This is a genomic window from Streptomyces brasiliensis, assembly GCF_014647875.1.
Lineage (GTDB): Bacteria > Actinomycetota > Actinomycetes > Streptomycetales > Streptomycetaceae > Streptomyces > Streptomyces brasiliensis.
On sequence record NZ_BMQA01000010.1, the window covers coordinates 1 to 21,082 of the forward strand.

Sequence of the window (21,082 nt, forward strand, 5' to 3'; positions counted from 1 at the left end):
TGAGTCCCACTCAACTCAAGCGACCTCGTGTCGCACGGCGATGGTCCAGCCGTTCTTGCGCTGCAACGGGGAGAGGAGCCCGCGCAGGTACTGAACGGCGTGCTCTTGGGATTCTGGGCGGTAGAATAGCGGGGTTATCCGCTCGCCCAGCGCGGTGAACTCGCGGTCCCAGACGGCTAAATCGGCCGGGCCGACGGCTTTTGACGAGCGGTCTGGATCATGGGGCTGTGTCGTGGCCACAGTCGTAGCCTCCCATCACCCCATGATCAAGATCTAGCCCTGGAGTACTAGCCGGGTTCGGGTTCGGGTTCGGGTTCGTCGTGGATGGTCAATGCTCCAGCGAGGTCGAGGTCGCCGTTGGTGCCGTGTGCATCGGCGCGGACGAGTAGCACTGCGCCCAGCGCGGTGCTCCTCACGGCACCACGCGTCACGTACAGCCTCGACCACATCATGACTTACGCGAACGCACCCTTGTCCGCGGAGAGTTGGCCGCCGCAGCGAAGGGTCGGTACGGGGCCGGAGAACGGCGGCGAACGGCACGGGTGTTAGGTTTCCTTCCCGTGTTAAGACACCAGGATGAGACCAGGGCGGCCTACGACGGGGTCGTCGAGCTGTATGCGTCGATGTTTGCCAATCGGTTGGAGACGCAGCCGTTCGCGCGGAACATGATCGGCACCTTCGCCGAGCTCGTGCGTGCTGGTGCTCGCCCTGGCCGGTGACGCGGAAACGGACCAGCAACTCGCCCAGGCGAGCGAGAAGTTCCCCACCTCCGCGATCGCCGTACTCACGTTGCCCCGAGCCTGGAAGGAACTGACGCCGGGCAACGCCGTGTTGGCGACTTCGCGGTCCCGCGTGGCCGTAAGAGCTGACCGGTGGTCCGCCGGTCGGCCTGTGAGGGGCTTGCCTCCCTGCCGCTCAGCCGGTGGTGAGGCCGAAGGAAAGTGAGGCGTCCGCCTCGGCGATCTCGATCAGCCTGTTGTACTTGGCGACTCGCTCGCCGCGAGCCGGGGCGCCGGACTTGATCTGACCGCAGCCTGCGGCCTTGCCCGTAGTGACACGGAGGGTGAGATCCTTGATCTCCTCGCGCGCTCGCTCAGCGAGGATCGCAAAGACGATACGGGAGCCGGGCTGGCTGGAGTCCAAGCCCTCCTGAAGGACGTAGAGCCGCGCCTTCCGACGGTCGAATTCGTCGAGGGCGGCCCCTACGGCAGCCATGCCCCGGCGGTCGAAGCGATCGGTCTTCCAGACCGCCAGCGTCTTGACCTCGCCGGCGATGACGTCAGCCATCGCTCCCTCGAGCTTCTCCCGTCGTATGTGCTGCTTCGAGGCGCTCCGCTGCTCGAGCCAAACTTTGCGGACGGTCAGGCCCTGCCGTTCGATCTCCCTGCGCAGTTCACGGGCATGCTGCTTGAGGGTGTCGAGGGTTCTTCTTGCTCCGCCGAAGGTAGAGATCCGCCAGATCCGCCGGCCCCTTCCCCACCAACTCGTCGGGACGGGCATCCCGGAACTCTTCTGCCACACGCCTTGCCATAAGGCCCTCCTACCTGACGGATCCGGCCGGTCCAAACCGGTATCTGTGCAGGTGAGGGCAGGTGTGCATTACATGGCGGACTCCCAGGCCAGCGCCAGGAACCGTTCGACACGGCCGAGGTCGAGTTCGACGGCCAGGGACACGGCGACGATCGCGTGGTCGACGTTGGCGGCGAGGATCTGCCCCTCGGACCGCTTGGAGGAGGTGGAGCGTACGAAGGCGGTACGGCGCGGCAGATACGCCCGTACGTAGCGCGGGGTGCCGCCGGGCTCGACGGCGACCCAGTCGCCGGTGCACACGACACGCATCGGATCGTGCGGGGTGACGAACGCGGTGTCGGCCCGCAGGACGCCGCCGGCGGTGACGACGTCGCACTGGCCGCGGTCGACCCGGATCACCCGCCCGGGCAGCAGCCCTTCGGTGTCGTACGGGGCGAACGCGTCCGCCCATGCCTCGTCCCAGCCGTAGGGAGCGAGAGTGGAGAAGACGGAGCTGGAAGTCAAGGGAGACCCTTCACAAGGGTGGCCCCGGCGGTCGCACGCGAACAGGCGCGGCGAGCTGAGAGGTCGTCAGCCGCCACGGAGGTGGACTTGATGAACTCCTGAATGCGGGCAGCGCCCAGCTCGGCGACAGTCATCGGTCGACACCTCCTCGTACGCACTCGTGCGGTCTCACGCCCCTCGGCCTGAGACCGCAACTGTATCCCTCGCCCGGCGCACCCCGTCAACGCGTTTTCGGCGGGCGGTCACGCGGCCGCGCAGGTCTCGTCGTTCAGTGTGAAGGCGTACGGCGTCGAGTTCCTGTCGTGCCGGGAGGCGAGGAAGCCGAAGGTGAGGGTGCCGTTCTCGGGGACCGACTTGTTGTAGTCGGCTGCGGTGGCCGTGACGCGGGTGCCCGTCTGGGTGGCGGTGGCGTCCCACATCTGGCCGACCTGCTGGCCGTCCCGGAAGGACCAGCCGACGTGCCAGTCGGAGAGGGGCTCGGTGGTGTGGACGGTGACCGTGGCCTGGAAACCTTCGGACCATTCGTCGTCCACGCCGTACTCGACCCGGCAGGTGGGGGCGGGGGCGGTCGTGGTGGGGGGCGGTGCCGCGTCGTCCGGAGTGGACGAGGACGAGCCCTGGGGTTCCGGGTCCGGGTTCTTCCGGTCCTCCTTGGTCGTCGTGCCTTTGGGCGTCGGGTGGGAAGTGGGGGCGGACGACGACGGCGGCGGCGGGGTCGCTGCGGGGAGGGGCAGGGTCGGGTCGGCCACCGGTTGGCCTTCCTCATGGGCCGCCGTGCCGTTCTCGCCGGAGTCGCCGAACGGCATCATCGACACCCCGAGCGCCACCACCGAGAGCAGGACGGCCGTGGCGAGCAGTCCGTTGCGCAGGACGCGGTGCCTGCCGGTCCTGCCGTCCTTCGGGTCTCCGGTGTCTTCCGGATCGGCCGTCGTGTCGGGGCTGGCGCCCAGGCGGACCTCGGCCGCGCGGCGCCGGCGTTCGAGGTAGGCGAGGCCGCCCCAGCCGAGCACGCCGCCCGCCAGGGCCGCGGGCAGTCCGCCGCCGTGCAGCCGCAGACAGGCCGCGGCATCGGCGCACCGTACGCAGGTGGCGAGGTGCCGGGAGAGGTCGTCGGGTGTGTCGGCCGCGGTCGAGCGGGTGACCGCGTCGAGGAGCCGGGCGTAGCTGCGGCACTCCGCGTCCATCGGGCTGTCGAGATGCGCGCGACGGCAGCGGTCCCGTAACAGGGCGCGGACCTGGTCGACTTCCTGTGCGGCTACGCCCGGGTCGAGGCCCAGGCGGCGGGCGACGGCGGACAGCGGCAGCGCCTCGACCTCGGTCAGCCACAGCAGCGTGGCGTCCGCCTCCTGCAGGTCCCTCAACCCGCGTAGCGCGACCGGGCGTTGCAGTGGCGGGCCGGTGTAGCGCGCGGCCTTCCCGGAGTTGAGCCACAGTCTGAGGCCGGGGTCGAGCCGGTGTCCGACGCCGCCGGCGTCCCAACCGGCGGCCGTGGTGCGTACGGCCGTCAGCAGGAGGGGGATCATGGGCAGCCGGGGCGTACGTCGCCCGGTGCCCCGTACGACCGAGGACTCCGCCGCCCGCACCTCGCGCATGCCCAGCGTGAAGGCCTCCGTGGCCAGTTGGTTCGCCGCCTGGGACCCGGACGTGCACAGGTCGGCGTAGGAGAGCACCGCGTCCCAGCACTCGGAGAACAGTGCGGCCTCGGCGGCGTCCTGGGGGGTCGGCAGGTCGGACATCGGACTCCTGCATCCACGAGCGAGGTCAACTCACCATATTGGCGATGGAGTTGGGGGGAACCTCGCGGCAGGGCCCGAGCCTTTCACGTCTTCGACGCAACCGACAAGCGGTCTGTTCACATCCGGTTACGGACAGTCGAACGACCGGTTGCACCGAGTCGAGGCCCGGGTGCGCACAGCTCCACCCTCACGGCAACTCCGCTCTCCTGTACGGACCGCCACCGCGTTCCGACTCAGTGTCCTCCTGAATCCCCTCGTTCTCCCGGCTTTCCCCGTTTCTCCCCCAACTCCTCGAACTCCTCGTTCTCTCCGAACTCCCGGTGCCCGGGACGGCTCACACGCGCGCCGACTCCTCGGCCGCCGGCAGGCTGTCCATGAAGGAGCTGACGGAGAAGACCGCGCGACCGGGACCGGGCGGGCCGTAGCCGGGGGGCGAGGAGAGGCCGAAGTCGTCCATCGTGGCGCGGTACGCCTCGAGCAGCCGGATGTGGTACTCAAGCGGCGCACCCTGCGGGTTGGCCTTGCCGAGCGGAGTCGTCGGCTCGGGGCACCAGGTGGTGAAGCGGGGCGTGATGCCGTGGGACATGAAGAAGCGCAGGCCCTCGGTCGTGGACGCGATCGCCTCGTCGACCGTCGTGAAGCCGAAGGGCTCCGCCATCTCGACGCCGGCCACGAAATTGGGGATGACGTTGCGCGCGCCGAAGATCTCGGCCGAGTCCAGGATGCGCTTGTGCCACTCGTCGCGGCCGACGTAGCGTTCCTTGCCGGGGCAGTACAGCTCGAACAGGCGCCGGTCCCACACCTCGAAGTTGGGGTGGTAGATCTGCACGCCGTAGTCCTTGAAGCGCTGTACGTCGTCGCGCGGCAGCGCCTGCGCCACCACCTTGCCGATCCACCGGCCGGGGAAGCGCTCCTCGATGGCCCTGGCGTAGTGGCCGTAGAAGTCGGCCTCGTCGCGCCCCCCGACCGTCTTGGTGATCGCGCCGCCGGTGAGGGTGTAGGCGGTGGAGGCCCTGGCCGTGTCGTACCGGTCGATGATCTCGAGGGCCTCGAGCACCTCCTCGACGTCCTTGACCCCGGTGTAGGGCCGCCCGGCCGCCTTGTGCTGGCGCCAGTTGTGGTTGATGTCGCAGTACTGGCACTCCTCCTTGGCGCCGAAGTACTGACAGACCCGGAAGACGGTGAGGTAGATCAGGTAGCCCCACTGGATGGTCGGGGCGACCTCCATCACGGACTTCCCGTTGGAGAGCTTGTGCCGGTAGTACTCCGGCATCGGCGGCACACCCACGTCGGCGATCCGCCTGCCGTCGAGGTAGAGACCGAGCAGCCCCTCGTCGTCGGCGGCGACCCGGTACGGCGAGGCGGGGTTCACGCGGACCGACACGACGGTGCGGCGCAGGTCGTACGGCCCGCCCGTGAGGATGATCTCCTCCGGGGGCCGCCGCAGCGCGGCCTCGCCCAGCTCCGGCAGGGTGCCGTGGTCGAACGAGAAGATGAAGTACGACTTCGGCTTGACCTCGCCACCCTCGTTGTCGGACAGGGCGGACGCGTCGAAGGCCACGCCGCCCCGGAGCAGGTCCTCCTTGAAGACGGCTTCCCGCGGTACGTGCGGGAACCGCTCCATCAGATCCTCGACCAGCGCGGTACGGCTGCCCATCCCGTGTCTCCTCCCGGCTCAGGCGTTCGACTCCTCACGGTATGCCCCCGCCCGCGCGCCGGACGTGCCGGGTCCCTCGTGTGCCCCGAAGGCATTGACGTGTCTGACATTTTTCGTCAGGATCGTCAGCATAAATCTGGGTGAACGAGGCACATCGGCATGAGCAAACGGGACGACATCGTGACGGCGGCGGTCGGGGTCTTCAGCCGCCACGGTTTCCGGCGGACGTCGATGGACCTGGTCGCCCAGGCCGCCGGAGTCTCCCGGCCCGCGCTGTACCAGTACTTCCGCAACAAGAGGGACGTGTTCGCCGCCGTCGCCGACCTGGTGACCGAGCGGGTGACGCGGGCGGCGCTCGACGCCGCGCGGGCGGAGGGCACGGTCGCCGACCGGGTGTACGGCGTGCTGGCGGTGAAGCTCGACACGACGGCCGGGATCGCCGAGGCGCGTTTCGTCCAGGAGCTGGTGGCCGAGGCGGCGGCGATGGAGCTGGGCTCGGCGGAGAGCCGGCTCACAGAGATCACCGCGGACCTGCTCACGGGCACGCCCGAACCCCGTGAGACGGCCGCCCTCCTGCTCGCCTCGACGGTCGGCGTCGCCCGGTCCGAGGGCTCGCCCAAGACCCTCCACCGCCGCCTGCGCCGCCTGGTCGACCTGGTCGTCGACGGGCTCGGCACCCCCGCGTCCTCGAGGAGTTGAGAGCATGCCGGCCACCCTGCTCCTGGCCTCCGCGGCCGGGTTCTGGGCCGGGAACGGTCTGCCGTACTACACGGCGGGCAGCACCGGCGACAGCACGAGCCCCGGTCCGTTCCGCCCCTCGGCGTCGGCCGACGTCGTGTGCGGCTGGGTGATGCTCGTCGTCGGGGCCGTCTGCTGGCACTACGCGCACACGGCGGCGCATCCGCTGCCCGCGTACACGGCGGCGGCCCTGGGCGTCCTGTCCGTCGGCCTGATCCACGCTCGCCTGTGGCGGGCCGACCCGTGGAAACGGGCGCGGAAGGCTCAGTCCGCGTCGTCCGGCTGAGGCGAGGGCGCTTTCGTCGAGCCCCTCAGCATCACGTGCGTGCCCAGGACGATGTGCCGCCCGTCGGGCGGTTCGGCTCGCTGCAGGGCGAGGCGCACCGCGGCGCGGCCCAGCTCCTCCTGCGGTACGTGCACGGTGGTGAGCGCGGGGTGGACGTCGAGCGCCGGCGGTATGTCGTCGTACCCGGCCACCGCCACGTCGTGCGGGACACGGCGGCCCGCCTCGCGCAGCGCCTGCACCGCACCGGCGGCGACCAGATCCGTCGCCCCCTGGACGGCGGTGAACTCCCGCCCGGCAGCGAGGAGTTCCCGGGTGGCCCGGTATCCGGACGCGCGCGTGAACGCGCCGTCGACGATCAGGCCGGCGTCCGGAGTCAGGTCGAGAAGCGCGTGCGCCCGGTCGAAGCCGCGGACGCGTTCCGCACTGGTGGACAGTCCCGCGACCCGGCCGAGATACGCGATGCGCCGGTGCCCGGCCGACAGCAGATGCGAGGTCAGGGCGAACGCGCCACCCTCGTTGTCGTACTCGACCACCCCCGCGGGCACGCCCGGACCCAGCGGTGGGCGGCCGACCAGGACGAGGCGGGAGCCCGCGCGGTCGAGGGCGTGCGCGAAGTGCGTCATACGGTCCCGGTAGTCCGGGTCCTGCCAGGCGCCGCCCACCACGATCACCGCATCGGCCCGCTGCTCGCGCATGGTGTCGACGACGGCGACGATGCGCCGCGGGTCGCCGTGCGTGGTGCACAGCAGGCAGAGCCTGCCCGCCGCCGAGGCAGCCTCCTCCACTCCGCGGGCGATGTGCGCGTAGAAGGGGCTGGTGACGTCGTCTACCACGACGGCGACCGTCTTGGTGGTGGCGCCGCCCAGGGCGCGGGCGTGCGCGTTGACGACGTAGTCGAGGTCACGGATCGCGGCGAGCACGCGTGCGCGGGTCGCCGGGGCCACCGGATACGTGCCGCCGAGGACCCGGGAGACGGTCGACGCGGAGACGCCGGCCCGCGCGGCGACGTCCCGCACGGTCGTGGCGTCCCGGCCGCTCACGCCGTCCTCTCCAGCGCGGCGTGGTCGACTGTGTGCGCCAACGCGCGCCCGGAGACCAGCCGTTCGGCCTCTTCCACGACGGTGAGGCCGAGCCGCGCCACCTCGTTCCCCTGGGAGCCCGCGAGGTGCGGGGTGAGGAAGGCTCCCGGCAGGCCGAAGAGGGGCGAGTCGGCGGGAAGGGGTTCGGGATCGGTGACGTCCAGTACGGCACTCAGGCGACCGGTGCGCAGTTCCGCGATCAGGGCGTCGTGGTCGAGCAGGGCACCGCGCGCGGTGTTGATCAGCACCGCTCCGCTGGGCATCAGGGCCAGCTCGCGGGCGCCGACGAGGTGCCGGGTCTCGGGGGTGTCGGGGGCGTGCAGGGTGACGATGTCGCTGGTGCGCAGCAGGTCGTCCAGCGGCAGCAACGGTACGCCGAGCCGGACGGCCTCGGCCTCGTCGACGTACGGGTCGGCCAGGCCGACACGCAGGTCGAAGGGGCGCAGCAGCTCGATCAGGCGGCGGCCGATGCGGGAGGCGCCGACGACGCCGACGCGGCGGCCGTGGTTGCCGATGCCGGGGACGATCTCGCCGTAGGGGAAGGCACGGTCGGTGCGGAGGCGGTCGCGGACGGCGAACACGTCCTTCCCGGCGAGCAGGATCATCCCGAGGGTGTACTCGGCGACGGGCAGCGCGTTGGCGGCCGCGGCCGAGGAGACCACGATGCCGCGCTGCCAGACCTCGGCGGAGGTGAAGCCCTTCACGGAACCGGCCGCGTGCAGCACCGCGCGCAGCTTCGGCGCCGCGTCCAGGGCGGTGGCGTCGAGGCGGGGGCAGCCCCAGCCGGTGATCAGGATCTCGGTGCGGGCGAGCGCCTCCCGTACTCGTGGTGCGGTGAAGTCCTCGGCCACCAGAGTGGGATCGATTTCTACGGACCGCCTCAGCCGCGCGAGTGCATCCGGGGGAAAAATATGTGGAATGTTGCGGTCTGTCATGGCGAACAGTGCCTGTGGACGCTCGGGCAAGGACGTGGCCCTCCGGCTCGGTGACGCGCGGGCAGCAACCGGTCTCTACGCTAGGTGGCGCCCATGAGAGGGTCAATGCACGGGGCATTCACCGGGAGGACGGCAGGGATGACGGAGACGGTCACCAACTGGGCGCGCAACATCACCTATACGGCCAAGGAACTCCACCGCCCCCGTGCACTGGACGCCCTGCGGACGCTGGTGGCCGGAAGCTCGCGGGTGCGGGTGCTGGGCAGCGGCCACTCGTTCAACGAGATCGCGGACCCGGGTGTCGACGGCGTGCTGGTGTCGATCGCCGACCTGCCGCCGGTGCTGGACGTGGACACCACGGCCCGTACGGTACGGGTCTCGGGCGGCCTCCGGTACGCGGAGCTGGCCCGCGCGGTCCACGCGCACGGCCTCGCCCTGCCCAACATGGCGTCCCTGCCGCACATCTCCGTGGCGGGCTCGGTGGCGACCGGCACGCACGGCTCGGGCGTCCGCAACGGCTCGCTCGCCGCGCCGGTGCGCGAGGTGGAACTGGTGACCGCGGACGGCTCGACGGTGACGATCGCCCGCGGCGACGCCCGCTTCGACGGCGCCGTGACCTCCCTGGGCGCGCTCGGCGTGGTCACCGCGCTCACCCTCGACCTGGAGTCGGCGTACGAGGTCGAGCAGTACGTCTTCACCGAACTCCCGCTCGACGGGCTCGACTTCGAGACGGTCGCGGCGTCGGCGTACAGCGTGAGCCTGTTCACCGACTGGCGGGAGCCGGGCTTCAGGCAGGTGTGGCTGAAGCGGCGCACCGACCAGGCGCCGGTGGACTTCCCGTGGGCCGCGCCCGCGAAGGAGGCGATGCACCCGGTGCCCGGCATGCCCGCGGGCAACTGCACCCAGCAGTTCGGGGTGCCCGGTCCCTGGCACGAGCGGCTGCCGCACTTCCGTGCCGAGTTCACGCCGAGCAGTGGCGACGAGCTGCAGTCCGAGTATCTGCTGCCGCGCGCGTCCGCCGTCGAGGCCCTGCACGCGGTCGACGCGATCCGGGAGACGGTCGCCCCGGTCCTGCAGACCTGTGAGGTGCGCACGATCGCCGCCGATCCGCAGTGGCTCAGCCCGGCTCACGACCGCGACTCGGTGGCGCTGCACTTCACGTGGGTCGACGACCTGGCCGCCGTACGTCCGGTGGTGGGGAGGCTCGAGGAGGCGCTGGACGCCTTCGATCCGCGTCCGCACTGGGGCAAGGTGTTCACGGTGCCGGCGCAGGTGCTGCGGGGGCGGTACGAGCGGCTCGGGGACTTCCTGGCGTTGGCCCGGGAGCTGGACCCGAACGGCACGTTCGCGAACACTTTCGTCCGGGACGCGCTCGGCGCCTGACATCACAGGCCCGGACTTCATAAATCCCCTTTACCAAGCCCCTTTCCGAAGGCCTTGTCGAAAGCCCTTCCCCGCCCGTAGCGTTGCGCCGCGCCGGAGCCGACGTCGCCGCGGCCCGGCGCGAGAGCAGGGAGGGGCCCCGCCGTGAAGCGCACGTCACGTGACATCCGTACTGCGAACCGCTACGAGGTGCTGCGCCAGATCATCGCCGCGTCGCCCACGTCCCGCCAGGAGCTGGCCGCCGCCACCGGGCTGAGCCTGGCCACGGTCGCCACGCTCGTCGGCGAGCTGCTCGGCCTGCGGATGATCACGGAGGTCGGCTTCGAGGACTCGGCGGGCGGCCGGCCGCGCGGGCTGGTCGCCGTCCATGCCTCCGGGGGCGCACTGATCGGCGTCGACATCGCGGAGACGTACGTCCATGTCGAGCTGTTCGACCTGGCGCTCACCGTGCTGGCGCGGGCCGAGGAGGACATACGCCCCGGGGAGAGCCGCCCCGAGCAGGTGGTCGGGCATGTCGCCGCGGCCGTCGGCTCGGTGGTCGCGCAGGCCGGGGTCGAGGCGGACCGGGTGCTCGGCGTCGGGGTGAGTGTGCCGGGGCAGGCGGACCGGGACACCGGTGTCTGCGAGTACGCGCCCAACTGGGACTGGCACGACGTGCCCTTGCTCGATCTGCTCGCCGAACACATCGCGTATCCCCTGTACTTGGACAATCCGCTGCACGCCTGCGCGGTGGCCGAGCTGTGGTTCGGGGCGGCGCGCGGACGCGGGGACGCCGTGGTGATCAACCTCGGTACGGGGGTCGGTGCCGGGCTGGTGCTGGGCGGGGGGCTGCACCGGGGCGTGAGCAACAGTGCCGGCGAGTGGGGCCACACCACGCTCGTGCTGGACGGGCGGCTGTGCCACTGCGGCAACCACGGCTGCGTGGAGACGTACGTCGGGGCGCCCGGCATCATGCAGAACCTGCGCGAACTCAGCCCGCAGAGTCCGCTGTTGCACCCGCAGGACCAGACGGCGACCATCGCGGCGCTGGCCCGCGGGGTCGCGGAGCAGGACCCCGTGGCCGTCGAGGTGGTGCGGGACACGGCCCGTTGTCTGGCCGCGGGCATCAGCGATCTGATCAACCTCCTGAACCCGGAGGTTGTCGTACTGAGCAGCTGGGTCGCCGTCCGGCTCGGCGAGCCGCTCCTGACCGCGGTACGCGCGGCCGTCGCCCGGCACGCGCTGCGCCGGCCGCTGGCCGCCACAGAGATCGTCCTGTCCCCGATCCCCACCGACCCGGTGTGCCTGGGCGCGGCGACGTTCGCGCTGGAGGGCGCGCTCCAGTCGGGCGGCCGACGCGCCGGCACCACCAAACGCGCCGCCGCAACTGACCTCCACCGCCGGGCCGTTCGGGTTACCGAACCTGGTGCGGCGCTCCAGATCGGCTCTTCGTCCAACCCCTTGCCGAAGTATTAGCCGAAGGTTAACGTCCCGCACCGCACCCCAGCCGCACTCGAGACGAGGACGTCCATGTCTTTCCGTACCCCCACGGCCGTCGACTACATCGAGAACGTCTCACCGGGCTCCGGGGCGCTGCCGCCCCGGGCCTGGTACGCCTCCTCCGACGCAAAGTGTCTTTCCCTGAACGGAAGCTGGAGTTTCCGCCTGTCCCCGACGGCGGACACCGAGGACGACGCGTTCGCCGAGCCGGGGTACGACGCCGGCGACTGGGACCGCATCGCGGTGCCGGGCCACTGGGTCCTCCAGGGGCACGGCTCCCCCATCTACACGAACCACCTCTACCCCTTCCCGGTCGACCCGCCCCGCGTCCCGACCGAGAACCCGACCGGAGACCATCTGCGCGTCTTCGACCTGCCGCACGACTGGCCGTCGGACGGCGGAGCGGTCCTGCGCTTCGACGGCGTCGAGTCCTGTGCCCGCGTCTGGCTGAACGGCACGGACATCGGCGAGTTCAAGGGCTCCCGGCTGCCGCACGAGTTCGCGGTCGGACATCTGCTGAAGCCCGCCGGCAACGTCCTGGCGGTCCGCGTCCACCAGTGGTCGGCCGGCTCGTACCTGGAGGACCAGGACCAGTGGTGGCTGCCGGGCATCTTCCGTGACGTCACCCTGCTGCACCGCCCGGCCGGCTGCGTCGCGGACTTCTTCGTGCGCGCCTCCTACGACCACGTCACCGGCAAGGGCACCCTGCGCGTCGACTCGGACGTCGAGGGCCGGGTGACCGTGAGCGCGCTCGACATCGATGCCGCCACCGGCGAACCGGTGACAGTCCCGGTCCGGCCGTGGACCGCGGAGACACCGGTGCTGTACGACGGCGTGCTCACCACCGAGGGCGAACGCGTCCCGCTGCGCATCGGGTTCCGTACGGTGGAGCTTTCCGACGGCCTGATCAGGGTGAACGGCAGGCCGGTCCTGTTCAAGGGCGTCAACCGGCACGAATGGCACCCCGAGACGGGCCGCGCGCTCGATCTGGAGACCATGCGCGAGGACGTCCTGCTGATGAAGCGGCACAACCTCAACGCCGTCCGCACCTCCCACTATCCGCCGCACCCGGCCTTCCTCGCCCTGTGCGACGAGCTGGGCCTGTGGGTGATCGACGAGTGCGATCTGGAGACCCACGGCTTCACCGAACAGGCGTGGCGGGACAACCCCGTCGACGACGACCGCTGGACCCCGGCCCTCCTCGACCGCGCCGCCCGCATGGTCGAACGCGACAAGAACCACCCGTCGGTCGTGGTCTGGTCGCTGGGCAACGAGGCGGGCACCGGCCGGGGCCTGACGGCGATGGCCGAGTGGATCCGCGCCCGCGACTCCTCCCGGCTGCTGCACTACGAGGGCGACCTCACCTGCCGCGACACGGACATGTACTCACGGATGTACACCCGGCACGGCGAGGTCGAGCGGATCGGCCGGGGCCTGGACGGCGGCACCCTCAAGCGTCGCCAACTCCCTTTCATCCTCTGCGAGTACGGGCACGCCATGGGCAACGGCCCCGGCGGACTGTCCGACTACCAGCGGATCTTCGAGTCGTACGACCGGCTCCAGGGCGGGTTCGTCTGGGAGTGGATCGACCACGGCATCAAGGACGAGCGGTACGGCTTCGCGTACGGCGGCGACTTCGGAGAGGAACTGCACGACGGCAACTTCGTGTGCGACGGACTGCTGTTCCCGGACCGGCGGCCGTCGCCGGGACTGGTCGAGTACAAGAAGGTGATCGAGCCGATCCGGTTCGCGGGCGAGGGCGCGACGACGGTCCGGGTCACCAACCGGCATGACTTCGCGGACCTTTCGGCGTTCGCCTTCGAGTGGTCGTACCAGGCGGACGGCGCGACGATCGCCTCGGGCCCGCTGCCGGTGCCGGCCCTGGCACCCGGCGAGTCGGCGGAGGTGAAGCTGCCCGAGCCGCCGGCGGACGTGCCCGATGGCGCCGAGACCCAGTGGACGGTACGGGCGCTGCTCGCCGCCGACACCGCATGGGCGCCGAAGGACCATGTGGTCGCCTGGGGTCAGTTCCCGGTCGCGGCACGTCAGTTGCCGTCGGTCACCCAGTCCGCCGCCCCCGTGCCCGGCGAGCGGCTGATCACCCTCGGACCGGCCACCTTCGACGCCCGCACCGGCGCGCTGCGCACGATCGGCGGGGTGGCCGTGACCGGGCTGCGCCTCGACGTGTGGCGGGCGACGACCGACAACGACGACGGCGCGCCCTGGCAGCCGGACGTCCGGCACGGCCTGGTGTGGCGCAAGCTCGGCCTGCACCGCATACACCACCGCCTCGACGCGGTGGACCTCACGGACGACGCGCTGACGGTACGCACGCGCGTGGCACCGGCCGCCCGTGACCTGGCCCTGACCACGAGGTACCGCTGGAGCTCCGACGGCACCCGGTTGCGGCTCACGGTGTCCGTGTCCCCCGAGGGCGACTGGCCGGTGCCGCTGCCCCGGCTCGGCATCCGCTTCGGGCTCACGGAGGCGGACCGGGTGCGCTGGTTCGGCGGCGGTCCGGGCGAGGGCTACCCGGACACCAAGTCGGCGTCGCTGCTGTGCCGTTGGGAGTCCACGGTCGACGACCTGCAGACCCCGTACGTACGTCCGCAGGAGAACGGCGCCCGTGCCGACGTCCGCTGGGCGGAGCTGGGCGGGCTGCGCGTCGAGGGCGATCCGGAGTTCTGGTTCACGGCCCGGCGCTGGACGACCGAGCACCTGGACGCCGCCGCCCACCGCACGGACCTGGTGCCGGGCGACACGGTGTGGGTCAACCTCGACCACGGCCAGCACGGCATCGGCTCCCAGTCCTGCGGGCCGGGCCCGCTGCCGCAGTACCACCTGAACGCCGGACCGGCCGAGTTCTCCTTCGTGTTCTCGGTGGCGGACTGACCGCGCCGGCTCAGTCGGGCCCGGCGACCAGCCCCACGCGACAGCGGCGCGTCCTTGGGGAGAAATGCTGATCCCGGGCCCGGCCCTGTCACGATCGCCGGATCGCCGTCCCCAGTGCCGCCGTCGCGATCAGCACGCAACAGCCGCCGGCGACCAGCGCCACCGGGGTCGTCCCCCGGTGCTCCGCAGCCCAGGTGAGGGTGGCCGCGCCGATCGGGGCCGCCGCGTACTGGAGGGTCCAGAAGGAGGAGGTCACCCGGCCGAGGAGGTGTTCCGGGGTGACTTCCTGCCGTAGGGACATGGAGCAGGTGCCGGCCATGCCGACACAGGCCAGGTAGGCCGCGCTCAGGGCCGCCACCGCCGGGATCGGCCGGAACCAGCCCAGGCCCGCGAAGGCCAGACCGCACACCGTCACCGAGCCGATCCAGGTGGGCCCGAAGCCGAGGCGGCGACGGACGCGGGCGACGAGGAGGGAGCCCGCGATGGTGCCGAGCGCGCCCACCGCCAGGACGGTGCCCACCGTGCCGTCGTCGTGACCGAGGTCGTGCTTGACGTGGTAGATGACCAGGTCGGTCAGGCCGAGGGTGAGGAAGCTGAACACGAAGAGGAGGGCGGTGAGCGCGCGCAGCACGGGGTGACCGTAGAGAAAGGACACGCCGGTGCGCAGGTCCCGCCGGAGGCTCGTGTCCCGGGTGCGGCGGTCGTCCCCGGCACGTTCCCGCAGCCGTACGAACAGCATGCAGGCCGCCGACACCCCGAAGCTTCCGGCGTCCACGGCGACCGCGTTCGCCGGTCCCGACCAGGCCGCCACCACGCCCGCGCCGAGCGGGCCCAGCACCCCGGCCGCCGCTGCCGTCGCGTTCAACCGGCCGTTCGCCTCCGTCAGTCGGTCGGTGCCGACCAGTCCTCGTACGACGGTGACGTAGCCGACGGCGAACAGCATGCCGATGGCCTCGCACACGGGAAGGATCGTGTACAGGAGCCAGACCTGCGGGCCGAACAGCCACACCAGTGGAATCAGCCCGTACAGCACCATCCGCACCAGGTCGCAGCCGATGAGCAGCCGTCGCCGGTCCACCCGGTCCACCACGGTGCCGGCGAACACGGCCGCCAGCACCGAGGCCGCTCCGCCCACCGCGGTCAGCAGCCCCATCCGGGCGAGCGAGCCCGTGACTTCGAGTACCAGCAGGGGCAGGGCGATCAGGGCGAAGGAGTCCCCGAGGATGGACAGGGTCTGCGCGGCCCAGAAGATCCCGAAGTTCCGCTGCCGCCAGAGGGGACGTGCCACGGGCGCGTCCGGCGTGCCCTCCTCTCCCTCACGTCGCGTCTCACGCGTCACGCGTGTCCCCTCGGCCTGGAGGTCCCGGTCATCGATCTCGACATCCTGACGCACTCCTGACGCATGTCGCGCGCCGTCCGCCCGTATTGCCGCTTGAGCGCGCGGGCCATGTGGGCCGCATCGACGTAGCCCCAGCGGGCGGCAACTCCCGCCACGGTGAGCCCGAGGTAGGCGGGGTCGAGCAGGTCGCGGCGGATGCGTGCCAGTCGTTCCTGGCGGAGCCAGGTCGCGAACGGGGTGCCCGTGCGGTGGAAGAGACGGTGCAGGTGGCGGTGCGAGATGCCGTGGGCCCGCGCGACCGACTCGCCGCACAGGGACGGGTCGGAGATGTCGAGGAGGGCGTACGAGCGGATGCGGTCCACCAACTCCGTGGCCGTGTCGGTCCGGCAGGGCTCCCGCTCGGTGAACGCCGCGAGCAGCAGGGACACCAGCGCGTCGCCCACGTGGTGGGCCGTCGGACCGGTCAGTTCCTCGAGATGAGGGCCCAGGCCCAGCAGGAGCGCGGACAGGGACGCCGGGATCCCCGCGTCGCCCGGCAGCCGCACGGCCGCGTGCCGGGCGACGGTGTCGGCGTGCCGGCCCGGTTCCGCGCGCGGGACGGCGACGGCCATGACGTCGCAGCCGTCCATCACGTCGAGCCGGTACGGCCGTGTCATGTCGATGACCACGAAGTCGCCCTGGCCTGCCCGGGCTTGACGTCCGCCCTGGTCAAGGACGGCGGGCCGCGCGTTGTGCAGGGTCAGCGTCAGCACCTCGGGGTCGGTGGACGTGATCACGCGGGGCGGGCGCGTGACCCGGTGCTGGGAGCCGCGGATGCGGGCCACGGCCAGCCGTCCCAGCACGGCCGCGTCGATGTCGGCGCGGAAGGCCGCCGTGTCCGGGGCCGTCACGGAGAGCGGGGCGAGGATCGACGAGGCCGCGGTCTGCAACTCGTCGGCTCCGGCCCGCTCGATGCGTAACGCACCATCACCCATGAAAAGCTCCTCCCCCTCCTTCACTTGGGCCTCTCCCCGTTGACGCGACGTGGCATGCGGCGGTTCCGTGGCGCGGAAGGGAGAAACAGCGGGCGGGATCGGGGGACTTGGCGCCTCACCGCGAACGTACTCTGAGGCATCGGGGGAGCGAGGTCGGCCGGCACGTCATCACAGATCCGGCCGGCCGACCCCCGCCAGCGCGCGGATGCCCGGCACCGGCGACGGCAGCAGCCACAGCAGGGACAGGGCGCCGCCCACCGCGGCCACCGTGATGGTCGGGCGCAGGCCGATGACCGTGGCGAGGGCGCCGCCGGTCAGGGCGCCCAGGGGCCGTATGCCGTAGTTCATGGTGGTGTAGGCGCCGGCGACGCGGCTGCGCAGGGCGTCCGGAACCACCGATGTGTTCAGCGAGTTGAGGTTCACGTCGAAGAGCATCACGCCTGACGCGGAGACGAACTCGACCCCCGCCAGCACCCCGGCCCGCGCCCACCACGGTCCCTCGGCGGCCCACACCAGCACGTACGGCGCCGGGAACAGCACCGCGCCCACCGCCACGCTGCGGCCGATCCCGATCAGCCGGGATATCCGGGGTGCCGTCACCGCGCCGAGGAGACCACCGGTCGCGCCCGCGCCGAACGCGAGCCCGATCACGCCTGCGGACAGGCCGAGTTCCCGGTCGGCGAACAGCACGAGCAGGCCGGTGCCCATGAGGAAGGTGAAGAAGTTCAGGGTGGCCGCGCAGGCCAGACCCGCCCGCAGCACCGGGTGGCGGACGATGAAGGTGAGCCCTTCCCGTGCGCTCCGCAGGAGCGAGGGGGCGGCGGGGACGTCCTCGGCCGCGGATCGTGGTTCGTCGACGCGGATACGACCCACCAACACTGCCGACACCACGAACGACACGGCGTCCACGGCCACGGCGACCGGCGCGGTGAGCAATTGGACCAGCCCGCCGCCCACCGCCGGCCCGGCGATGAACGAGGTCGAACGACTGGCGCTCAGCTTGGAGTTGGCGTCGACGTACGACGAACGCGGCACGAGCCGGGCGAAGAACGACTGGTACGCGTTCCCGAACACCACCCCCGCCAGCCCGGTCAGCAGCGCCACCACGTACACCTGACCCAGCGTCACCATGTCGAACAGCGCGGCCACCGGCAGCGACACCAGTATCCCGGCACGCACCAGATCGGCGGCGACCATCAGCCCCTGCTTGCCGGGCCGCCGGTCCACCCACGCGCCGAGGACCAGGGCGAGCAGGTTCGGCGCCCAGGAGAGCGCGGTCAGTACGGCGACCTGTCCGGCGGACGCGTGCAGCGCGCCCACGGCGATGAGGGGCAGGGCCAGTTCCGTGATGCGGTCGCCGAACTGGGAGACGGTCTGGCCCGCCCAGAACCGTACGAAGCGCCGGTCCTGCCAGAGGGAGCGGGTCACTGCGCCGCGTCCGTGGTGCCCTCGGCGGCTTCCGGCAGTGCGTACATCAGCAGCCGTACGCCCCGGGTTCCGTCCGGCCTGTCCGCCGCGTCCCGGGTGACGTACGGCTCGACGAGTTCCTCCACTTTGTCCTGCAGCGCGGCCAGTTCCTCCACCGAGATCACGATCCGGGTGTTGGCCGCGCCCGCACGCCGGGTCCATTCGGGCTCCAGCCCCGGCTCGGTCTCGGTCAGCCAGCGCAGCGGCAGTTCGGCGGCGCGCGCGAAAATCTCCCCGGACAGCACCCGGGCGGCCGACCGGCCGTCCTCGTCCTCCGGCACCTCGAAGCGGAAGCCGCGCGCCACCGCCTCCCACCGCCGCTCCCGCCTGTCCGTCGAGCCCTCCGCGTCCCGCACCAGGCCGAAGCCGGCCAGGTGCCGCAGATGCCAGCTGGTCACGGACGGGGTGGCACCGACGTGCGGGGACAGCTGAGTGGCGGTGGCGGGACCGTGCCGCTGAAGCCGCTCCAGGGCGGCGAGCCGTACGGGGTGGGCCAGCGCCCGCATGGCCTTGGGGTCGGTTATCTCCAGATCGCCATAGCGATTTGCCGATGCTCCTGGTACGGATGCGCATGCCATGACGTGAGAGTGTCCTCTCACAAACTATGAGAGTCAACTCTCACATCGGCCCAGACGGTCTCGTAGATCCCGTCCGGCCGGAGTTCGACACCCCACTTCTCCGCCAGCGCCTCGACGAGCGGCAGCCCGCGCCCGCCCTCGCCCAACTCCCCGTCTCTGCACACCGGTAGCCGGTCCGTGCGAGCGTCAAGGACCTCGACCCGTACGACTCCGGTGTCCAGCACCAGGCGTACGCGGAAGCCACGCCCGCGAACCCGCCCGTGCCGTACGGCATTCGCGGCCAGCTCGGCCACGACGAGCGTGACGGCGTCGCTCGCCTCGCTTCCGTGTGCGAACCCCCATACGTCTATCCGGTTCGCCACCAACTGCCGTGCGTGGCTCGCGCCGCGCGGCGTCGCGCCGAAGAGCTGCGTGAACGTACTCTGCATGGCTCAAAAGTCGCGTGGCGTACGGAAGTCGGGCCAGCACCGCAACTCGTACGCTGCGCACTGTACGAGTTCACTCGCTGGACAGTGTCCGTGACTTTCCGTGACCCTTTCTTGGTATGACCGACAGCACGATCAGCACCGAGCAGCCCACCAACGAGCCCGAACCGTCGGACAGCCTCAAGGCGTTCGGCGCGACCCACAAGGCGTTTCGCCGCCGGGCGGGTTACCGGGTTCCTTGCAGAAAGCCCCGGCGTTCACGCCGGGGATGAATGCATCTCAGGAGCGCTCTGACGTGCAGTTTAGAGCGGACGTTGCTGCTGCTCGATGTACTGACGGACGATGGCCAACGGCGCCCCGCCGCACGACGCGGAGAAGTAGGAGGGCGACCACAGATGTCCGTGCATGAGGGCGCGGTTGATCCGGCCGGTGAACTCTCCCCCAGCCTTCGGCCCGGAGGTGCCCCCAGCCGTATCCGGCGAGCGGAGACGCCCTTGAGACTGTTGACCAGCTTGGAGACGGCGGCCTTCGGCGGGTAGTGCACCAGGAGGTGAACGTGATCGCGTGCGATGTTGAACTCCCTCGGCTGCGCCCCGACGTCTTCGCACGCCGTGCGCGCGATCGCTTCGCAGCGCGTCAGCGTCTCGTCGTTGAACACCCCGCGCCGCCACCTCGTCACAAGGACCAAGTGCACATGCAGCCCCGAAACAACATGCCTGCACGCCTGTAATCGTTCCGCTACTCTATGAGACCAATCGTAGTAGGGTCCTGGGTGTGCAGCTCCGCTACAACTACCGGGTCTACCCAAACGCCCCGCAGCGCCGTGCGCTGGCGAAGGCGTTCGGGTGCGCTCGCGTGGTGTGGAACGACTGCCTGCGGGACCGCAAGGAGGCACACGCGGCGGGGCTGGCGTATGTGACGTCGGCGGAGTTGTCCCGGCTTCGCATCACCCAGGCCAAGCGCACCGAGCAACGCGCCTGGCTCGCCGATGTGTCAGCCGTCGTCCTGCAGCAGTCCCTGCGGGACCTGGATACCGCCTACCAGAACTTCTTCGACAGTCTGAAGGGCAAGCGGCAGGGCCAAAAGGCCGGTCCGCCCCGCTACAAGTCGAAGAAGGACGCCCGGCAGTCGATCCGCCTCAACACCAACGCCTTCCGCCTGAAGGGCAACGGCACGGTGTACGTGGCCAAGGTCGGTCATCTCAAGGTGAAGTGGTCGCGGCGGCTTCCGGCCGGCCCGACGTCCCTGACCGTCATCAAGGACAGCTGCGGCCGGTACTTCCTGTCCTTCGTCGTGGACACCGGAGCGGATATCCTGCCCGCACTGGAGGCGGAGGCCGGGATCGACCTCGGCCTGTCTGCCTTCGCGGTCCTGTCCGACGGAACAAAGATCAGCGCCCCGCGTTTTTTGCGCCGGGCGGAGAAGAAACTCAAGCGTCTTCAGCGCGAGTTGTCCCGCAAGGCCAAGGGGTCGAAGAACCGGGCCAAGGCCCGTATCAAGGTCGCCCGCCAGCACGCGAAGGTGGCCAACCGGCGCCGGGACTTCCACCACAAGGTTTCCACGCAGATCATCCGCGACAACCAAGCGGTGTATGTGGAGGACCTCGCGGTCTCCGGCCTCGGCCGTACCCGGCTCGCCAAGTCCGTGCACGACGCGGGATGGTCCGCATTCGTCGGCATGCTCGAGTACAAGGCGGAAAGACACGGGCGCACCTTCGCCAAGGTGGACCGGGCTTTCCCGTCCTCTCAGCTCTGCTCGGCCTGCCGCTTCCGGGACGGCCCCAAACCCCTGCACGTCCGCGAGTGGACGTGCGGTGCTTGTGGTGCAGTGCACGACCGCGACCACAACGCAGCCCGCAACCTCCTTGCAGAGGGACGCCGTATCGTCGCCGCCGGACGGGCGGAGACGCTAAACGCCTGTGGAGCGCCGGTAAGACGGGCACACATGCCCGCACAGCGCGGTGAAGCAGGAAGCCCCCGGAAGGGTCAGCCGACCCAGGCCGGACTCCCTGGACTTTAGGCCAGGGAGCACGTCAAACGCAGGAGCAGTACGCGCCGCTGGTGCGGTACCAGCCGGGGAC

18 protein-coding genes and 3 pseudogenes are annotated in these 21,082 nt (G+C 70.9%); 7 read left to right on the forward strand and 14 right to left on the reverse strand.

Annotated features, from left to right (window positions below; translation table 11 throughout):
- Window positions 1-15: 15 nt before the first annotated feature.
- Both IEZ19_RS17595 and IEZ19_RS52595 read right to left on the reverse strand, forming a co-directional pair.
- Complete coding sequence (locus IEZ19_RS17595; RefSeq protein WP_189312150.1) at window positions 16-240, reverse strand: hypothetical protein; 225 nt, start codon at window positions 238-240, stop codon at window positions 16-18.
- A gap of 47 nt (window positions 241-287) precedes the next feature.
- The gene (locus tag IEZ19_RS52595; RefSeq protein ID WP_268248639.1) at window positions 288-416 is read right to left on the reverse strand and encodes a hypothetical protein; all 129 of its coding nucleotides are present in this window, start codon (window positions 414-416) and stop codon (window positions 288-290) included.
- A 144-nt stretch (window positions 417-560) separates the two neighbouring features.
- On the opposite strand from IEZ19_RS52595, the pseudogene IEZ19_RS50735 reads away from it, so the two are divergent.
- Window positions 561-698: pseudogene (locus IEZ19_RS50735) on the forward strand (SAM-dependent methyltransferase); the annotation flags it as partial.
- 217 nt (window positions 699-915) lie between these two features.
- Here the strand turns inward: IEZ19_RS50735 and IEZ19_RS17605 are convergent.
- From IEZ19_RS17605 to IEZ19_RS17620, 4 genes and pseudogenes are all read right to left on the reverse strand, one after another.
- A complete protein-coding gene (locus IEZ19_RS17605) occupies window positions 916-1,500 on the reverse strand; it encodes a recombinase family protein (RefSeq protein ID WP_189312151.1) in 585 nt (194 codons plus the stop codon).
- 108 nt (window positions 1,501-1,608) lie between these two features.
- Window positions 1,609-2,034: pseudogene (gene rsgA, locus IEZ19_RS17610) on the reverse strand (GTPase RsgA); the annotation flags it as partial.
- A 242-nt stretch (window positions 2,035-2,276) separates the two neighbouring features.
- Window positions 2,277-3,770: a cellulose-binding domain-containing protein gene (locus IEZ19_RS17615; protein WP_189312152.1), complete on the reverse strand. Its 1,494-nt coding sequence runs from the start codon at window positions 3,768-3,770 to the stop codon at window positions 2,277-2,279.
- A gap of 334 nt (window positions 3,771-4,104) precedes the next feature.
- The gene (locus IEZ19_RS17620) at window positions 4,105-5,427 is read right to left on the reverse strand and encodes a radical SAM protein (RefSeq protein WP_189312153.1); all 1,323 of its coding nucleotides are present in this window, start codon (window positions 5,425-5,427) and stop codon (window positions 4,105-4,107) included.
- Between the two features lie 159 nt (window positions 5,428-5,586).
- Between IEZ19_RS17620 and IEZ19_RS17625 the strand changes: the two genes are divergently transcribed.
- Together IEZ19_RS17625 and IEZ19_RS17630 are read left to right on the forward strand one after the other, a co-directional pair.
- Window positions 5,587-6,126, forward strand: a complete 540-nt coding sequence (locus tag IEZ19_RS17625) for a TetR/AcrR family transcriptional regulator (RefSeq protein ID WP_189312154.1) — start codon at window positions 5,587-5,589, stop codon at window positions 6,124-6,126.
- A 4-nt stretch (window positions 6,127-6,130) separates the two neighbouring features.
- Entirely contained in the window at window positions 6,131-6,451 is a 321-nt protein-coding gene (locus IEZ19_RS17630; RefSeq protein WP_189312155.1) for a hypothetical protein, read from the forward strand.
- Here the strand turns inward: IEZ19_RS17630 and IEZ19_RS50745 are convergent.
- Window positions 6,430-7,491, reverse strand: a complete 1,062-nt coding sequence (locus tag IEZ19_RS50745) for a LacI family DNA-binding transcriptional regulator (RefSeq protein ID WP_229840429.1) — start codon at window positions 7,489-7,491, stop codon at window positions 6,430-6,432. The genes IEZ19_RS17630 and IEZ19_RS50745 overlap by 22 nt on opposite strands.
- Window positions 7,488-8,495, reverse strand: a complete 1,008-nt coding sequence (locus IEZ19_RS50750; protein ID WP_229840431.1) for a hydroxyacid dehydrogenase — start codon at window positions 8,493-8,495, stop codon at window positions 7,488-7,490. Before IEZ19_RS50750 ends, IEZ19_RS50745 begins: the two co-directional genes overlap by 4 nt.
- 108 nt (window positions 8,496-8,603) lie before the next feature.
- Here IEZ19_RS50750 and IEZ19_RS17640 point away from each other — a divergent pair, with 108 nt between their 5' ends.
- The 3 genes from IEZ19_RS17640 to IEZ19_RS17650 all read left to right on the forward strand — a co-directional run bounded on the left by IEZ19_RS17640 (window position 8,604) and on the right by IEZ19_RS17650 (window position 14,219).
- Complete coding sequence (locus IEZ19_RS17640) at window positions 8,604-9,848, forward strand: FAD-binding protein (RefSeq protein ID WP_189312156.1); 1,245 nt, start codon at window positions 8,604-8,606, stop codon at window positions 9,846-9,848.
- Window positions 9,849-9,992: 144 nt separating this feature from the next.
- Window positions 9,993-11,303, forward strand: a complete 1,311-nt coding sequence (locus IEZ19_RS17645) for an ROK family protein (protein WP_229840433.1) — start codon at window positions 9,993-9,995, stop codon at window positions 11,301-11,303.
- Between the two features lie 54 nt (window positions 11,304-11,357).
- On the forward strand, window positions 11,358-14,219 hold the full coding sequence (locus IEZ19_RS17650) for a glycoside hydrolase family 2 TIM barrel-domain containing protein (RefSeq protein ID WP_189312157.1): 2,862 nt from the start codon (window positions 11,358-11,360) through the stop codon (window positions 14,217-14,219).
- A gap of 88 nt (window positions 14,220-14,307) precedes the next feature.
- On the opposite strand, the gene IEZ19_RS17655 is transcribed toward IEZ19_RS17650, so the two are convergent.
- From IEZ19_RS17655 to tnpA, 6 genes and pseudogenes are all read right to left on the reverse strand, one after another.
- On the reverse strand, window positions 14,308-15,558 hold the full coding sequence (locus tag IEZ19_RS17655; protein ID WP_189312158.1) for an MFS transporter: 1,251 nt from the start codon (window positions 15,556-15,558) through the stop codon (window positions 14,308-14,310).
- A complete protein-coding gene (locus IEZ19_RS17660) occupies window positions 15,555-16,532 on the reverse strand; it encodes an AraC-like ligand-binding domain-containing protein (protein ID WP_189312159.1) in 978 nt (325 codons plus the stop codon). Before IEZ19_RS17660 ends, IEZ19_RS17655 begins: the two co-directional genes overlap by 4 nt.
- A 168-nt stretch (window positions 16,533-16,700) precedes the next feature.
- The gene (locus IEZ19_RS17665; RefSeq protein WP_189312160.1) at window positions 16,701-17,960 is read right to left on the reverse strand and encodes an MFS transporter; all 1,260 of its coding nucleotides are present in this window, start codon (window positions 17,958-17,960) and stop codon (window positions 16,701-16,703) included.
- Entirely contained in the window at window positions 17,957-18,577 is a 621-nt protein-coding gene (locus tag IEZ19_RS17670) for a helix-turn-helix domain-containing protein (protein WP_189312161.1), read from the reverse strand. Before IEZ19_RS17670 ends, IEZ19_RS17665 begins: the two co-directional genes overlap by 4 nt.
- Before the next feature lie 17 nt (window positions 18,578-18,594).
- The gene (locus tag IEZ19_RS17675) at window positions 18,595-19,005 is read right to left on the reverse strand and encodes an ATP-binding protein (RefSeq protein ID WP_189312162.1); all 411 of its coding nucleotides are present in this window, start codon (window positions 19,003-19,005) and stop codon (window positions 18,595-18,597) included.
- A gap of 299 nt (window positions 19,006-19,304) precedes the next feature.
- Window positions 19,305-19,737: pseudogene (gene tnpA, locus IEZ19_RS17680) on the reverse strand (IS200/IS605 family transposase); the annotation flags it as partial.
- A 39-nt stretch (window positions 19,738-19,776) separates the two neighbouring features.
- On the opposite strand from tnpA, the gene IEZ19_RS17685 reads away from it, so the two are divergent.
- Window positions 19,777-21,021, forward strand: coding sequence for an RNA-guided endonuclease InsQ/TnpB family protein (locus IEZ19_RS17685; protein WP_189312163.1), 1,245 nt, complete (start codon window positions 19,777-19,779; stop codon window positions 21,019-21,021).
- The last annotated feature ends 61 nt before the right edge of the window (window positions 21,022-21,082 follow it).

Bases quoted from the DNA above. Each gene is read 5' to 3' on its own strand.
- IEZ19_RS17605 (WP_189312151.1), bottom strand. From the start codon at position 1,500: ATGCCCGTCCCGACGAGTTGGTGGGGAAGGGGCCGGCGGATCTGGCGG.
- IEZ19_RS17615 (WP_189312152.1), bottom strand. From the start codon at position 3,770: ATGTCCGACCTGCCGACCCCCCAGGACGCCGCCGAGGCCGCACTGTTC.
- IEZ19_RS17620 (WP_189312153.1), bottom strand. From the start codon at position 5,427: ATGGGCAGCCGTACCGCGCTGGTCGAGGATCTGATGGAGCGGTTCCCG.
- IEZ19_RS17625 (WP_189312154.1), top strand. From the start codon at position 5,587: ATGAGCAAACGGGACGACATCGTGACGGCGGCGGTCGGGGTCTTCAGC.
- IEZ19_RS17630 (WP_189312155.1), top strand. From the start codon at position 6,131: ATGCCGGCCACCCTGCTCCTGGCCTCCGCGGCCGGGTTCTGGGCCGGG.
- IEZ19_RS17640 (WP_189312156.1), top strand. From the start codon at position 8,604: ATGACGGAGACGGTCACCAACTGGGCGCGCAACATCACCTATACGGCC.
- IEZ19_RS17650 (WP_189312157.1), top strand. From the start codon at position 11,358: ATGTCTTTCCGTACCCCCACGGCCGTCGACTACATCGAGAACGTCTCA.
- IEZ19_RS17660 (WP_189312159.1), bottom strand. From the start codon at position 16,532: ATGGGTGATGGTGCGTTACGCATCGAGCGGGCCGGAGCCGACGAGTTG.
- IEZ19_RS17670 (WP_189312161.1), bottom strand. From the start codon at position 18,577: ATGGCATGCGCATCCGTACCAGGAGCATCGGCAAATCGCTATGGCGAT.
- IEZ19_RS17675 (WP_189312162.1), bottom strand. From the start codon at position 19,005: ATGCAGAGTACGTTCACGCAGCTCTTCGGCGCGACGCCGCGCGGCGCG.